At 73.4% G+C, this 13,479-nt stretch carries 11 protein-coding genes; 4 read left to right on the top strand and 7 right to left on the bottom strand.

The genetic code is table 11. From position 1 onward, the window contains the following. Window positions 1-5: 5 nt before the first annotated feature. From CRP52_RS27985 to CRP52_RS27970, 4 genes are all read right to left on the bottom strand, one after another. Complete coding sequence (locus CRP52_RS27985) at window positions 6-518, bottom strand: DUF6879 family protein (protein ID WP_097238924.1); 513 nt, start codon at window positions 516-518, stop codon at window positions 6-8. A 1-nt stretch (window position 519) separates the two neighbouring features. Further along, a complete protein-coding gene (locus tag CRP52_RS27980) occupies window positions 520-843 on the bottom strand; it encodes a hypothetical protein (protein ID WP_097238923.1) in 324 nt (107 codons plus the stop codon). Window positions 844-923: 80 nt separating this feature from the next. Further along, window positions 924-1,775, bottom strand: coding sequence for a polysaccharide deacetylase family protein (locus CRP52_RS27975; protein WP_097238922.1), 852 nt, complete (start codon window positions 1,773-1,775; stop codon window positions 924-926). A gap of 166 nt (window positions 1,776-1,941) precedes the next feature. Then, window positions 1,942-2,544 carry a superoxide dismutase gene (locus CRP52_RS27970; protein WP_097238921.1) on the bottom strand — a complete coding sequence of 201 codons (603 nt, stop codon included), beginning with the start codon at window positions 2,542-2,544 and terminating at the stop codon, window positions 1,942-1,944. 260 nt (window positions 2,545-2,804) lie between these two features. Between CRP52_RS27970 and CRP52_RS27965 the strand changes: the two genes are divergently transcribed. Further along, window positions 2,805-5,063 carry a M9 family metallopeptidase gene (locus tag CRP52_RS27965; RefSeq protein WP_097238920.1) on the top strand — a complete coding sequence of 753 codons (2,259 nt, stop codon included), beginning with the start codon at window positions 2,805-2,807 and terminating at the stop codon, window positions 5,061-5,063. 94 nt (window positions 5,064-5,157) lie between these two features. Here the strand turns inward: CRP52_RS27965 and CRP52_RS27960 are convergent, their stop codons facing one another. Beyond that, window positions 5,158-7,155: an ATP-binding cassette domain-containing protein gene (locus CRP52_RS27960; protein WP_257032887.1), complete on the bottom strand. Its 1,998-nt coding sequence runs from the start codon at window positions 7,153-7,155 to the stop codon at window positions 5,158-5,160. A gap of 344 nt (window positions 7,156-7,499) precedes the next feature. On the opposite strand from CRP52_RS27960, the gene CRP52_RS38530 reads away from it, so the two are divergent. Further along, window positions 7,500-8,048: a hypothetical protein gene (locus CRP52_RS38530; RefSeq protein ID WP_097238919.1), complete on the top strand. Its 549-nt coding sequence runs from the start codon at window positions 7,500-7,502 to the stop codon at window positions 8,046-8,048. Between the two features lie 60 nt (window positions 8,049-8,108). Here the strand turns inward: CRP52_RS38530 and CRP52_RS27950 are convergent, their stop codons facing one another. Together CRP52_RS27950 and CRP52_RS27945 are read right to left on the bottom strand one after the other, a co-directional pair. Then, the gene (locus CRP52_RS27950) at window positions 8,109-10,499 is read right to left on the bottom strand and encodes an ABC transporter permease (protein WP_097238918.1); all 2,391 of its coding nucleotides are present in this window, start codon (window positions 10,497-10,499) and stop codon (window positions 8,109-8,111) included. Continuing rightward, entirely contained in the window at window positions 10,496-11,230 is a 735-nt protein-coding gene (locus CRP52_RS27945) for an ABC transporter ATP-binding protein (RefSeq protein ID WP_097238917.1), read from the bottom strand. Before CRP52_RS27945 ends, CRP52_RS27950 begins: the two co-directional genes overlap by 4 nt. A gap of 224 nt (window positions 11,231-11,454) precedes the next feature. On the opposite strand from CRP52_RS27945, the gene CRP52_RS27940 reads away from it, so the two are divergent. Continuing rightward, window positions 11,455-12,699 (top strand): sensor histidine kinase, encoded by a 1,245-nt coding sequence (locus CRP52_RS27940; RefSeq protein WP_097238916.1) that lies wholly within the window; start codon window positions 11,455-11,457, stop codon window positions 12,697-12,699. Next, window positions 12,696-13,433: a response regulator gene (locus CRP52_RS27935; RefSeq protein WP_097238915.1), complete on the top strand. Its 738-nt coding sequence runs from the start codon at window positions 12,696-12,698 to the stop codon at window positions 13,431-13,433. The genes CRP52_RS27940 and CRP52_RS27935 overlap by 4 nt, the downstream gene beginning before the upstream one ends. The last annotated feature ends 46 nt before the right edge of the window (window positions 13,434-13,479 follow it).

Genomic DNA, 13,479 nt, shown 5'->3' with positions numbered 1-13,479 from the left:
TTCGGTTACTTGAGCACGTAGTCCTCGTGTGGAGTCGCCCTGTGCCACACGGTCTCGAAGGCGTTCTTCACGAGCTGAACGACGGCAGGTTCGGTCGTCCACTCCCGGTCCACCACGTCCCCGTCGCCCGAGAAGAAGGTGAACATGATCTTGGAGTCATCGAACATCCACAGGTCGGTCCCGGGCAGAGCAATGTCTGCCGCCAACCGGCGCGGAAGCCACCGAACCTGCTCGCCGATGGCCACGTTCAGGAATGTCACGTGGTGCTCGTAGCGGATGTACTCAGTGACCGGCTCGGAGACGATCCGAGCCCGGCGCATGGCCACGCCACGGTCAATCGCCTCTCCAGCGAAGTTGGTCCAGTAGTGGAACCACTCCGGCCGGTCGTTCGGGTCGTAGCGGAGACCCTCCCGATAGCGCCGGAACTGCGGGTCGTTCGGCGTGTAGTTGTCGCGCATCTCCAGGTGCACGGCGGAGAACTTGGCCTCTGCCATGGCCGTGGCGATCGGGTTGGCCACGCTACTCCTTCTCGTCCACTTGAGTGGCCAGCCTGGCGGCGAGGTCCACGATGAACTTGATCATTTCTTCCGGGAGGCGGATCACGGTCTCGTGGTCAGGCACGTCAGTCGAATGCCCGGGGACCGAACCAACCTCCTTGCAGCGGCTCAAGTCCTCTTCGCTGGCCTTGTAGGACTGGATGAGCAGATCGCCGTTCGCCGGGTCACGCCAGATCGTCGGCGAGTCAACCTCTGGCGTGTTGGAGATGATCCCGATGAACTGTAGAGGCTCCACGATGCTCCCTGTGACTCTGGGTCCGCGCAGTTGCACAACCGGTGGGCTCATCCTGGCGCGTGCACGATCGACCTGTCAGGCGTTTCCATGTCTGATGAACTGCCAGCTCGGCGGGGGCCGGGGCCGGCGCGTCAGGGGGTGGTCTGGACGGGGAAGCCGGTGGGGCGGCCTTGGGACTTCAGCCAGGTGAGGACCTGGTCGAGGGCTTCGACCGTCTGTTGGCGGTCGCCGCCGCCGTCGTGGAAGAGGATGGTCGGGCCGAGGTGCATTTCCTTCTTGACCGTGTCCACGATGGCGGCGGTGCCGGGCTTGTTGAAGTCCTTGGAGTCGACGTTCCAGCCGAGCGGGCGCATGCCGTTCGCCGCGGCGATGCGGCGGCTGTCGGGGGTGAAGGAGCCGCCGGGGGCCCGGTAGTAGAGGACCTTGGCGCCGCCCGCGGCGTCCTCGATCATCTTCTTGGCGTCCAGGATCTCCTTCTCCTGGTAGGCGACGGGCTTCTTGTCCATCGAGGTGTCGTGGTGCACGGAGTGGTCGCAGAGCCGGTGGCCGGCCGCGACGACCTGCTTGACCAGGTCGGGGTGGGCCTTGGCCTGCGGTCCGATCATGCAGAAGGTCGCCGTCACGCCGTGGCGCTTGAGGACGTCGAGGACCCTCGGGGTCCAGGTGGGGTCGGGGCCGTCGTCGATGGTGATGTTGACGGCGTTGCCTCCGCTCTCGGAGGCGTGGGCTATGCCGTCGGGTATCCCGCTCGGCTGCTGCGTGCCGCCGTCGCCGGCGCCGTCGGAGCCGTCGCCGCCCTTGCTGCCGTCGCCGCCACTGCCGTCGGAGGACGTGTCGTGCTCCTGCGCGACGTTCTGCTGCGGAGTGCCGTCCGAGTCGGTCAGGGCCGCCACTCCCCAGGCGCTCGCCGTCAGGACGACGGCCGCCACCGCGAGCGCCACCCGGCTGCCGGCCAGATTCTTCACACGTGCGTTGAGGTCCATCGGCTGTCTGCTCCCCCAGCTGTCTTCGAGCGTTCCGAGGTTCATGACGTGAACCGGCTCGAACGGGTTCCCGGATTCCCGCGTTCTTGCAGGTGGGGACGAGGGTGGGCAGGGGGCAGGCCCCGGACCGCCCGACCGGGCCGGGGCCTGCTGCACCTGACGGCTGTCAGGCGGTGGTGGCGGCCGCGAAGCGGGCCGAGACGTCCTGCCAGTTGACGACGTCCCACAGGCGGGTGACGTAGTCGGGGCGGACGTTGCGGTACTGGAGGTAGTAGGCGTGCTCCCAGGCGTCGAAGGCGAGGAGCGGGGTGGTGCCCTGGCCGACGTTGCCGTGGTGGTCGTAGACCTGCTCGACGATCAGACGCTTGCCGAGCGGCTCCCAGGAGAGGATGCCCCAGCCGGAGCCCTGGACGCCGGTGGTGGCGGTCGTGAGCTGCTTCTTGAAGGCCTCGAAGCTGCCGAAGTGCTCGGTGATGGCGTCGGCCAGCTCGCCCTCGGGGCGGTCGCCGCCCTCCGGGGAGAGGTTCTGCCAGAACAGCGAGTGCAGCACGTGGCCGGACAGGTGGAAGGCGAAGGTCTTCTGCAGGCCGACCAGGCCGCCGAACTGCTCCTTGTCGCGCGCCTCGGCGAGCTGCTCCAGGGTGTCGTTCGCGCCCTTGACGTAGGCGGCGTGGTGCTTGGAGTGGTGCAGCTCCAGGATCTCGGCGGACATGGCCCGCTCAAGCGCGGAGTAGTCGTACGGGAGGTCGGGAAGCGAGTAGGTGCCCATCAGGACACGGCCCCTTTCGGCGGGTTGAACGATGCTGATCGTGCCGGGACAACACTATTGCGTATGAGTTGCAGGAACGACCCATGGGCTCCTGCTTATTCCGCACGTCACACACATCTCGTCAGGTGATGACTTTTTCGCTCCCGGGGGCTTCCCGCGCTTGACCTTGGTGTGACATTTTACATGTCACACATTGGAGCGGCCGTGTCCCCAACCACACGGCCACTACCGGCCCCTAACGGCCCGGAGGCCCCCACCTCATGCGTCCCTTCCGGATAGCGAAGGCGCACGCGCGCAGAGTCCCTGCGCTCGGCGCCGCCTTCTTCCTCGCCCTCGGCCTCTTCGCGCCGCAGGCGCACGCGGCCGACACCCCGTCAGCCCCCGCCGCCAAGACCGTGAACACGACCGCGCCCCGGGCGATCCCCGTGCCCAAGTCGCCGGACACGCCCAAGGACGCCCGCCCGCTCGCCGCGGACCACCAGGCCAAGCCCGCCGCCCCGACGGGGGGCAGCTCCGTCGGCGCCGCCAGGACGGCGAAGCAACTCACCGCCGCCGCCTGCACCGTGTCCGCCTTCACCGGCAACTCCGGTGCCGCGCTGGTCCAGCAGGTCAAGTCGGCCGGCCTCGACTGCGTCAACTCGCTGTTCACGCTCACCGGCAACGACGCCAAGGGCGCCTTCAACGAGGCGCAGATGGTCACCGTCGCCAACGCACTGCGCGACGTCTCCGCCGCGTACCCCGGCGACGACTCCACCTCGGCCGGCCAACTGGTGCTCTTCCTGCGCGCCGGCTACTACGTCCAGTGGAACAACAAGGACGTCGTCGGCCCGTACGGCACCGCCCTGCAGACCGCCATCCGCGGTGCGCTGGACGCCTTCTACGTCGCCCCGCACAGCAGCGACGTCACCGAGGCCAACGGCGCCACCCTCGCCGAGGCCGTCACCCTGATCGACAGCGCCCAGGAGAACGCCCGCTACACCGGCGTCGTCAAGCGGCTGCTGGACGGCTACACCAGCGCCTGGACCGGCTCGATGGCCACCGCCGTCGCCAACACCGAGACCGTCATCGAGCGCGGCTACGACCTGCCGGCCTTCACCGCCGCCCTGCAGGCCGACCCGTCCTTCGCCACCAGCATGGCGGGCTTCGTCACCCGCAACAGCTCCCAGCTCACCGGCTCGGACCCGGTGACGAGCATCGGCATCCAGATCGGCAACCTGCTCGCCAACGACGCGCTGCGCGCCCAGGGCCGCCCGATCGTCAAGGACCTGATCAACCGCTACCCGCTGGTCGGCAACACCGCCCCGCTCACCATGAACCTGGTCTGGTTCGCGGAGAACAAGGACAGCGGCAACTGCGCCTACTACGGCACCTGCGACCTGCCCACCCGGCTCGTCCCGCTCGTGCTCACCGTCGACCACACCTGCAGCGCCACCCTGCGCATCCGCGCCCAGGACATGACCGCGCAGCAGCTCGCCGACACCTGCACCAGCCTGATCAACCAGGACGCGTACTTCCACCGGGTGGTCAAGGACAACGGCCCGGTCGCCGACGACGACAACACCAGCCTGGAGGTCGTCGTCTTCGACGACTACTACAACTACAGCCTCTACGCCTGGGAGATGTACCACATCGCCGTCGACAACGGCGGCATGTACGAGGAGGGCAAGCCGAACGCGGCCGGCAACCAGGCCCGCTTCATCGCCCACGAGGCCTCCTGGCTGCGCCCCCAGTTCCAGATCTGGAACCTCAACCACGAGTACACCCACTACCTCGACGGCCGCTACGACTTCTACGGCGACTTCGACGCCGGCATGACCACCCCGACCGTCTGGTGGGTCGAGGGCCTGGCCGAGTACATCTCGTACAGCTACCGCGGCGTCCACTACGACGACGCGGTCGCCCAGGCCGGCAAGGGCACGTACGCGCTGAGCACCCTGTTCGACAGCACCTACGCCAACGCCGACTCCACCCGGATCTACAACTGGGGCTACCTGGCCGTCCGTTACATGCTCCAGTCGCGCCCGCAGGACGTCGACGCGCTGCTCGCCAAGTACCGCGTGGGCGACTGGAACGGCGCCCGCGCCCTGCTGAAGAACACCATCGGCACCGCGTACGACGCCGACTTCGCCACCTGGCTCAAGGCCTGCGCCGCCGACAACTGCGGCTCGCTGCCCGCCACCCAGGCCCCGCTGTGCACCGCCGCCGACACCCGGCAGTACGACAAGAACTGCCGCCGCGACGGCGTGGCCGCCACCACCGGGAACTACAGCTACGCCTTCCTGTACCTGCCGGCCGGCGTGAAGCAGCTGACCGTCACCGCCGGCGGCGGCACCGGCAACGCCGACCTGTACTACAACGGCGGCGCCTGGGCCACCACCGGCTCGTACCTCGCCAAGTCCACCAACGGCGGCAACGGCGAGACGCTCACCATCGCCAACCCGCCGTCCGGCTGGGTGTACTTCAGCCTCTACGCCCAGCAGGGCTTCGGCGGCGTCACGGTCACCACGACCTACAACTGACCACCGGCCACTGCCCGTTCCCTCGGAGGGCCCCGCGATCCTGCGGGGCCCTCCGCCGTTCCGCCGTCGCGACAAGGCCCCGCTCAGTCCCGGGTCAGCTCTCCTCCCCCGCCGCGCGCTGGGCCGGGACGGTACGGTCGCGCTGCAGGTCGAGCAGTTCGCGGAACAGGCCGTCGGGCCGTTCCGCCAGCTCGGCCCAGGTGCCGGTCTGCACGATCCGACCCTTGTCCATCACGATCACCCGGTCCGCCACCGCCGCGTTGGCGATGTTGTGGGTGACCAGGAGGGTGATGCGCCCCGGGGCGAGGGCGCGCAGGGCGTGCAGGATGCGGTGTTCGGCGCGCGGGTCGAGGTCGGAGGTCGGCTCGTCCAGGATCAGCAGGCCCGGGCAGCGAGCCGTGCGGTACAGCGCCCGGGCGACGGCCGCGCGCTGCCAGCCGCCGCCGGACAGTTCGGCGCCACCCCACCAGCCCTGGGCGAGCAGGGTGCGCCAGCCGGAGCGCAGCCGGTCCACGATCTCGTCGAAGCCGGTCCGGGCGGCCGCCCGCTCGACGTCGGCCATCACCTGGTCGGTGAGGTGGCCGAGGTGGATGTTCTCGGCGGCGCCGAGCGGCCAGCGGGCGAACTCCTGCGGCACCCGGGCGACCCGGGACCACATGCCCTCGGCGTCCAGTTCCTCCACCGGCACGCCGTCCCAGGTGATCCGGCCGGACTGCGGCAGGTAGAGGCCGGAGAGCAGCTTGAGCAGGGTCGACTTGCCGCTGCCGTTCTGCCCGATCACGGCCACCACCTCGCCCTCCCGCAGGCTCATGCTCACCCCGCGCAGGGCGGGCTCCTGCTGCTCGCCGGGGTAGGCGTGGACCAGGTCGGTCACCTCGACCAGCCGCGGGGCGGCGGGGATCCGGTGGCCCCGACGGATCCGGTGGCCGCCGGCCTCGTCGAGGAAGGTGAAGTAGTCGTCCAGGTAGAGGCCCATCCGGTACAGCCGGGCGCCGTTGCCGACCAGGCCCTGCAGGCCGGAGGAGGCGGTGCGCAGCGCGAAGGTGGCGGTGCCGGCCGCGGCGAGGTCGATCCGGCCGCTCGCCACCAGGTAGAGCAGGGTGCCCCAGATCAGGGCGCTGCCGGCGCCGGTGCCGAGCGCGGCCAGCAGGGACACCTTCGCCGCCTCCCGGGTCGCCCGGTCGGTGGCGGCGACGATCTTGGCTTCGGCGCGGCGGTACTTGGCCATCAGGAAGGGCGTGACCTGGTCCGAACGGACCTGGTCGGCGCGGGTCTTGTCGATCAGGAACCAGCGGTACACGCGCAACGCCCCGCGGTCCTCGTTGGTGGTGACGGCCGCCAGGTAGTGGATCCGGGCGGTCCGGACGGCGGCCACCGCGGTCGGCACCGAGCCGAGCAGCAGCAGCGGTACGAGCCAGGGGTGCAGAGCCGCCAGGACGCCCGCGGCGGCGGCGAGCGAGACGGTGGAGGCGATCACGTCCTGGGCGTTGGAGAGCAGGTCGGGCGTGGTCGAGGCGCCCCGGTCGGCGGCCTCCCACTGCTCGTTGTAGGTGGGCTCGTCGTACGCCTTCAGCTCGGCGGCGCACCCGGCCGCGATCAGCGCCAGCTCCGCCTCCCGGGTGATCCGCGGCGACACCCGGCCGGACAGGCCGACCACGGCGATGCCCAGGACGGCGCGCAGGGCGGCCGAGAGGGTCAGCAGGAGCAGCGAGGGCGCGGCGGTGCGCAGGTGCTCGGTGACCGGGCCGGGGACCAGCAGCGCGGCCAGCGTGCCGGTGGTGGCGTACAGCGCGAGCGCCCCGAACACCCCCGCCAGCGCCTGGCAGACCAGCAGCAGCACGGTGGAGGTCCGGTCCGCCGCCCAGGCCAGCGTCATCGCCCGGCGCACCAGGTGGGGCAGGCGGCGCAGCATGGCACTCGCGGACATCGACGCGCCGGCCTGGGCGCGGCGGTCGCCGGGGAAGCGGAGCCGCAGTTCCTCGTCGTGCTCCTGCTCGGGGTGCTCGTCGTACTGCTCGCGGTGCTCCCGCTCGGGGTGCTCGTCGTCGGGGGTGGTGGCGGGTTTCCCGGGTTCCACGACCTGCTCGGACACAGTGCTCCCTGTTCCCTGGTAGGGCGGCCCCGCGGCCGCGGTGGTTCCGCGCCCGGGCAGCCCTCGACGCCGGGTGGGCGTGCGGGGTCGACAGCGGTGCCTGCGGACCCTGCGCGGGGTCGGCCTGCCGGTGCGGACCCCGATCCTGGCAGCGGCCCGCGGGGCTCTCCGGCGTGTCCCGGCGGGTCTCACTCGATCCGGGCAATTCCGTGTCGGCGACGGCGAGTTGGTGGCGAACGATCACCGCGGGAGTACGCGATGTCCGGTTCTCCTGTGGCAGTGCCCTGCGGCGCGGGTCAGGATGAAAGCCCGGCCGACGCCGGTCCCGGCCCGATCGGAGTGCGATGAGCGAGCAGCACAACGCCGTCCTGCTGACCTTTCCCGGCCCCGCCGGCTGGCGCCCCGCCTTCGACGAGGCGGAGCACCTGCCGGGTCTGCGGGTGGCGGCCGCGCTGGAGCGCGGCACGGACGGCGTGCTGGAGGTCAAGGACACCTTCACCCGGGGCGCGGGCGTGGCCACCGTCGGCTCCGGCGTGCTCGGCGGACTGGTCGGGCTGGTCGGCGGGCCGATCGGCGTCCTGCTGGGCTTCACCGCGGGGGCGGCCCTCGGCAACGCGGCGGAGGAGCGCTTCGCGAGCGAGGCCGGCGCCGCGCTGATCGTGCTCTCGGCCCGGGTGCCGGACGGCGGCGCGCTGATCGCCCTGGACGTCCGGGAGGCCTCCCCCGACCCGGCCGACGAGCTGGCCGCCCGGCACGGCGCGACGGTCGAGCGGATCGACGCGCACACCTTCACCGAGCAGGTCCGGGCGGCGGAGAAGAAGGCCGAGGAGCGCACGGGCGAGGAGCCGACCGCGGCGGAGCGGATGGCCGCGGGGCCGGACGGCGAGGCCTGAGCCGCGTCGTCCGGCCCCGCGCGGAACCCCCGCGCCGCAGCCCCCGCCCTCACTCCGCCGTCACTCCGCCCGCAGGGCGTCCACCGTCCGCGAGCGCGCCGCCCGTACGGCCGGGAGGAGCGCGCCGAGGACCGCGATCAGCACCCCGCCGAGCCCGAGCAACACCAGCGCCGGGGTGCCGAGGACGTCCACCGCCGGGGCGGGGAAGTGCAGCCCTGCGGCCCGGCCCATCGCGGGCACCGTCGCCCGGTGCAGCAGCACCCCCACCGGCAGTCCGGCCGCGCCGCCGGCCGCACCGACCAGCAGGACGGAGGCGAGCACCACGCCGACCGACTGCGCCGGGGTCATGCCGATCGCCTTGGCGACGCCGGTGTCCCGCCGCCGCTCGCGGATCTCCAGGACGACGGTGTTGAGCACCCCCAGCCCGGCGACCGCCACCAGCAGCCCGGTCAGCGTCGCGGTGAGCGACCGCAGCGCGAGGATCGTGCCGCTGCTGCCCTGCGGCTCGGCGGACCGGGCGATCAGGTGTGCCGGGGCGAGCGCGGCACCGAGGGCGGCGGTGTAGCCGGTGCGGTCGGTGCCGGGCTTCAGCCTGACGGTCCAGGAGTCCGGCCGCGGGGCCGTGCCGGGCGGGTAGCCGGCGGCGTCGGTGAGGAGTTCATTGGTCTGCACGTGCGGGTCGAAGACCTCGCCGACGATCCGGACGGTGACCTCCTGCCCGTGGCTGGTGAAGGTCACCCGGTCACCGACCGCGATCGAGGCTTCGGTCAGGAAGGTGGCGGGGGCGACGGCCTCGCCCGGGCCCCGGTACCAGCGCCCGGAGACCATCCGGTAGCCCGCCCAGGAGGAGTCGCCGTCGAAGGCGGTCACCGTGGTGCTCCCGGACACTCCGGGGACGGTGACCTCCTCGGTGCCGGTGCCGAAGTACGCGGCGGTGCCCGGCTGCGCGTCCAGCGCGGCGGTCACCTCGGCCCGGTCGGCCCGGTCGGCCCGGTCGGGCCCGGCCGCGGGGCCCGCCGGGGGCGGGCCGTCCGGGCGCGCCGGGTGCACCACGACGTCCCCGGCCCGGTGGGCCTTGGCCTCCTGCGCCCAGGTCATCGTCCCGCCGATGCCGACCGCGAAGACCGCCGCCGCCGTGCCGAACAGCACCGCCGCGAACATGCCGGCGGCCCGGGCCGGGCGGGCGAAGGGCTGGGCGAGGCCGAGGCTCAGCGGCCGGGGCAGCGGCAGCCGGGCGGCCAGGGCGGCGGCGCGGGCGGCGAGGGCGTCCCGCCGGGTGGTGCCGGCCGTGCGGCCGACGGCCAGCGCGTCCACGGTGCGCAGCCGTCCGGCGCGGGCGGCGGCCGCCCACGCGACCAGGGCGACGGCGGCCGGCGTGCCGCCGGCCACCGCGACGTCCACCCAGGGTGCGAGGCCGGAACTGCTGGTGCCGTAGAGCTGCCCGGTGGTGGCGAGCACGGGGACGGTCAGCAGGTTACCGACGAGCACGCCGAGCAGGGTGCCGGCGGTGGCCGGGATCAGCGCCTGGGCGACGTACGCCCGCATCACCTGGGCGGGGGTGCACCCGAGCGCCTTGAGCACGCCGATCCGCCGGGTCGCGGTGCCGACCGCGCCGGCCACGACGGTCCCGGTGACCAGGACCGACAGCGCGATGCCGAGCAGTCCGAAGGCGACCAGGAAGGGCAGGAACAGCGCGGTGTTGCGGTCCGAACCCTGCTCGGCGGTGAGCCAGGACTGGACACCGGTCAGCGCGTCGGCCGGGACGGCGGCGGCCAGGGCGGCCCGGTCGGCGGCCACCTCGTCGGCGCTGCCGGCCCGGGCGAAGCGGTAGAGCATCCGGTAGCCGGGGGTGCTCCCGGGCGCGGTGAGGGCGTCGATGGCGTCGGGCGTCACCCAGGCGTCGGAGGTACGGCTGACGGACCGGGCGGAGCCGACGACCTTCAGCGTCGGCGCTCCCGGCAGACCGGGCAGGCGCAGGGCGCCGCCGACCCCCACCTCCTGGTCGTGGTAGCCGGAGTCGAGCACCACCTCGTCCGGGTGGGCCGGCCAGCTCCCCCGCAGCAGTTCGACGGCGTCGACGCCATCGGCGGCCGGTACGCGCCCGGTGACGGTCATCGGCGCCATGGTCACCCCGGCCGGGGCGTCCGAGCCCGGGCCCGGCTCCGGGTCGACGGTGACGGTCCGGAACGGTCCGGCGGCCGCCGTCACGCCCGGGAGGTGCGCGGTGGCGGCGAGCCGGTCGGCGCTCGCCCGGGTGCCGTCGTAGCGCGCCGTCAGGTGTGCGCCGTGCTGCCGGGCGAAGGCCTGGTCGAAGGGCGCCCGGGAGGCGACCAGGAGCGACCCGCCGAGGACGGAACAGGTGGTGGCCACCAGCGCGGCCAGCCCGATCGCGACCGACTGCGTCCGGCGCCTGCGGACGCCTGCCCGTACCACGCTTCCGAGCGAGGTCATGCCGCCACCGCCGAGTCCGCCTCGATCCGGCCGTCCCGCATCCGGACCGTGCGGGTGGCGCAGTCCTCGGCCAGCCGCAGGTCGTGGGTGACGATCAGGACGGTCTGGCCGTCCCGGTGCAGCTCCCGGAACAGCTCCTTGACGTCCTCGCCGGAGGCCGAGTCCAGCGCACCGGTCGGCTCGTCGGCCAGCAGCAATGTCGGCCGGTTCATCAACGCCCGTGCCACGGCTACACGTTGACGCTCGCCGCCGGAGAGCCGGCCGGGGTGGGCACGGGCGTGCCGGTCGATGCCGAGCGCCGCCAGCAGCTCGGCGGCCCGCCGCCGGGCCTCGGCGCGCGGGGCTCCGGCCAACTCCCCCGCCAGCACCACGTTGTCGACCACGGTGAGGTCGTCCAGCAGGTTGAAGAACTGGAACACCATGCCGATCGTGCCGCGCCGGTAGCGGGCCGAGCCCGCCTCACCGAGCCGGTCCACCCGCACCCCGGCCACGGTGACCGTCCCCTCGCTCGGCCGGTCCAGCCCGGCCACCAGGTTCAGCAGTGTGGACTTCCCGCTGCCGGAAGGGCCGAGCACGGCCACCGACTCCCCCGTCCGCACGCTCAGCGTCACCCCGTCCAGCGCCGCCCGGGCGCCCTCGTAGCGGCGGCTCACCCCGCTCAGCTCGACCACCGGTTCTCCGCCCGTCCCCGCGCCGTTCGTTCCCGCGCTGTCGATCCCCGCGATGCTCATCCCCGCTCCTCGCGCCTCGTCGGCCGTTCCCGACCGCCCCCGTCTGGTGGACGGCACGACGGTACGGACGGGCCGCGTGCCCCGGCGTCCGCCGCCCGCGGCAACTTCCGTACCGCGCCGGGAGGACGGCCGTCGGCGTCATCCTTCCGAGGTAGTCGCCGGGTGTACCGGCCGCCGCCGCCCGCGGGCTGTCCCGCCGGGCGGCTGGGCCCCACAATGTCCCGGTGATCAACCATCCGACGGTGCGTCGGCTTCGCGCGGCGGCGACCCGGCCGGGCGCGGGGCCCGACGCCGCTCCCCCGTCCCGGCCGACCCGGCGCGGCCAGGCCTTCGACCTGGCATTGGCCCTTCTCCTGGCCTTCGTCTGCGGCCGCTACGCCACCCTCGCCGACACCCTCGACACTTCCGCCCCGCACGGGCTGTTGCCGCTCGTCCCGCTCGTCCCGCTGCCGCTGGCGCTGCGCCGCCGCCACCCGCTGGCGGTGCTGTGGACGGTGCTGCCGGCCGCGCTGCTGGTCCGGCACCTGTCGCAGGACATCGCGTACGGGGCCGGCGTGGCGGTGGTCGTCGCCGCGTACAGCGCGGCCGCGTACGGGCGGCGGCCGCGGGCCGTACTGCTGAGCCTGCCGGCCGCGACCGCCGCGCTGGTGCTGCTGTTCACCGAGGCGAAGCTGCCGCACTTCCCCAACGGGGTGATCGCCGTGCTGGTCCTGGTGCCGGTGTTCGCGGTCGCCTACGAGCTGCGGATGTGGCGCCGCCGGGTGGACGAGGGCCGCGAGCGGCTCTCCGCCCTGGAGCGGGAGCAGCTGGCCGCGCTCGACCGCGCGGTGGAGCTCGAACGGGCCCGCATCGCCCGGGAGCTGCACGACGTCGTGACCCACAACGTGAGCATGATGACGATCCAGGCCGGGGCCGCCCGCAAGATCCTGGACACCGCCCCGGACAAGGCCCGCGAGGCGATGGCCGCGGTGGAGTCCGGCGGGCGCGCGGCGATGACCGAACTGCGGCACGTCATGGGCCTGTTGACCATCGACTCGGAGAGCGGCGAGGACCCGGCCGGCGGGGCCGACCTCAGTCCGCAGCCCGGCCTCGGCCGGCTGGACGCGCTGGTCGAGGGCGTGCGGCGGGCCGGACTGCCGGTCGAACTGAGCGTCCGCGGTGAACGCCGGGCCGTGCCGCCGGGGGTCGAGCTGGCCGCCTACCGGGTCGTCCAGGAGGCGCTCACCAACACCGTCAAGCACGCGGGCGGCGCCGACGCCGCGGTGACCGTCGAGTACGCCCCGGACCACCTGCGGGTGGACGTCACCGACACCGGCGGGCGCCCCACCGGCGCCGCCGCCACCGGCGACGGACGCGGGCTGCTCGGCCTGCGCGAGCGCCTGGCCGTCTACGGCGGCACCCTGCAGACCGGCCCCCGGCCGCGCGGCGGCTACCGCGTCACGGCCCTGATACCGCTGGAGAGTTCATGAACGCGCAGCCCGTGCGGGTGGTGGTCGCCGACGACCAGGCCCTGGTCCGCACCGGGTTCCGGCTGATCCTGGAGTCCGAGGGAATCGAGGTGGTCGCCGAGGCGGAGGACGGCGAGCAGGCCGTCGCCGCCGTCCGCCGGACGGTGCCGGACGTCGTCCTGATGGACATCCGGATGCCCGGTCTGGACGGGCTGGAGGCGGCCCGCCGGATCCTCGCCGCCGACCCGACGCCGCAGGCGCAGTCGCCGTCGCCGCCGCCGCCGTCGCAGCCGCAGCCGCAGCGGCCGCGGATCATCATGCTGACCACCTTCGACCTCGACCACTACGTCTACGCGGCGATGGCCGCCGGGGCGAGCGGCTTCCTGCTGAAGGACGTCACGCCGGAGCACCTGGCCGCCGCCGTCCGGCTGGTCCGCACCGGGGACGCGCTGCTCGCGCCCGCCATCACCCGCCGCCTGGTCGAGCGCTTCGCCCGCCCGGACGCGCCCTCGGCGGCGGCGCCGCACCGCGAGCTGGGCACGCTCACCCCGCGCGAGCTGGAGGTGATGGCGTTGCTCGCCCGCGGGCTCAGCAACGCCGAACTCGCCGCCCGGCTGGGGCTGTCCGAGGCGACCGTGAAGACGCACGTGGCCCGGATCCTCGGCAAGCTGGGCCTGCGGGACCGGGCCCAGGTGGTGGTCGCGGCGTACGAGACCGGGCTGGTCAGCGTGGGGTCCACCCCTCAGGTGCCGTGACGACTGGCGGGAGCCCGGGGGTTGACGCCCCCGGGCTCCCGCTCTC

This window comes from Streptomyces sp. 1331.2 (assembly GCF_900199205.1).
Taxonomy (GTDB): Bacteria; Actinomycetota; Actinomycetes; order Streptomycetales; family Streptomycetaceae; genus Kitasatospora.
This window is presented reverse-complemented; position numbering and strand designations above follow the sequence as displayed.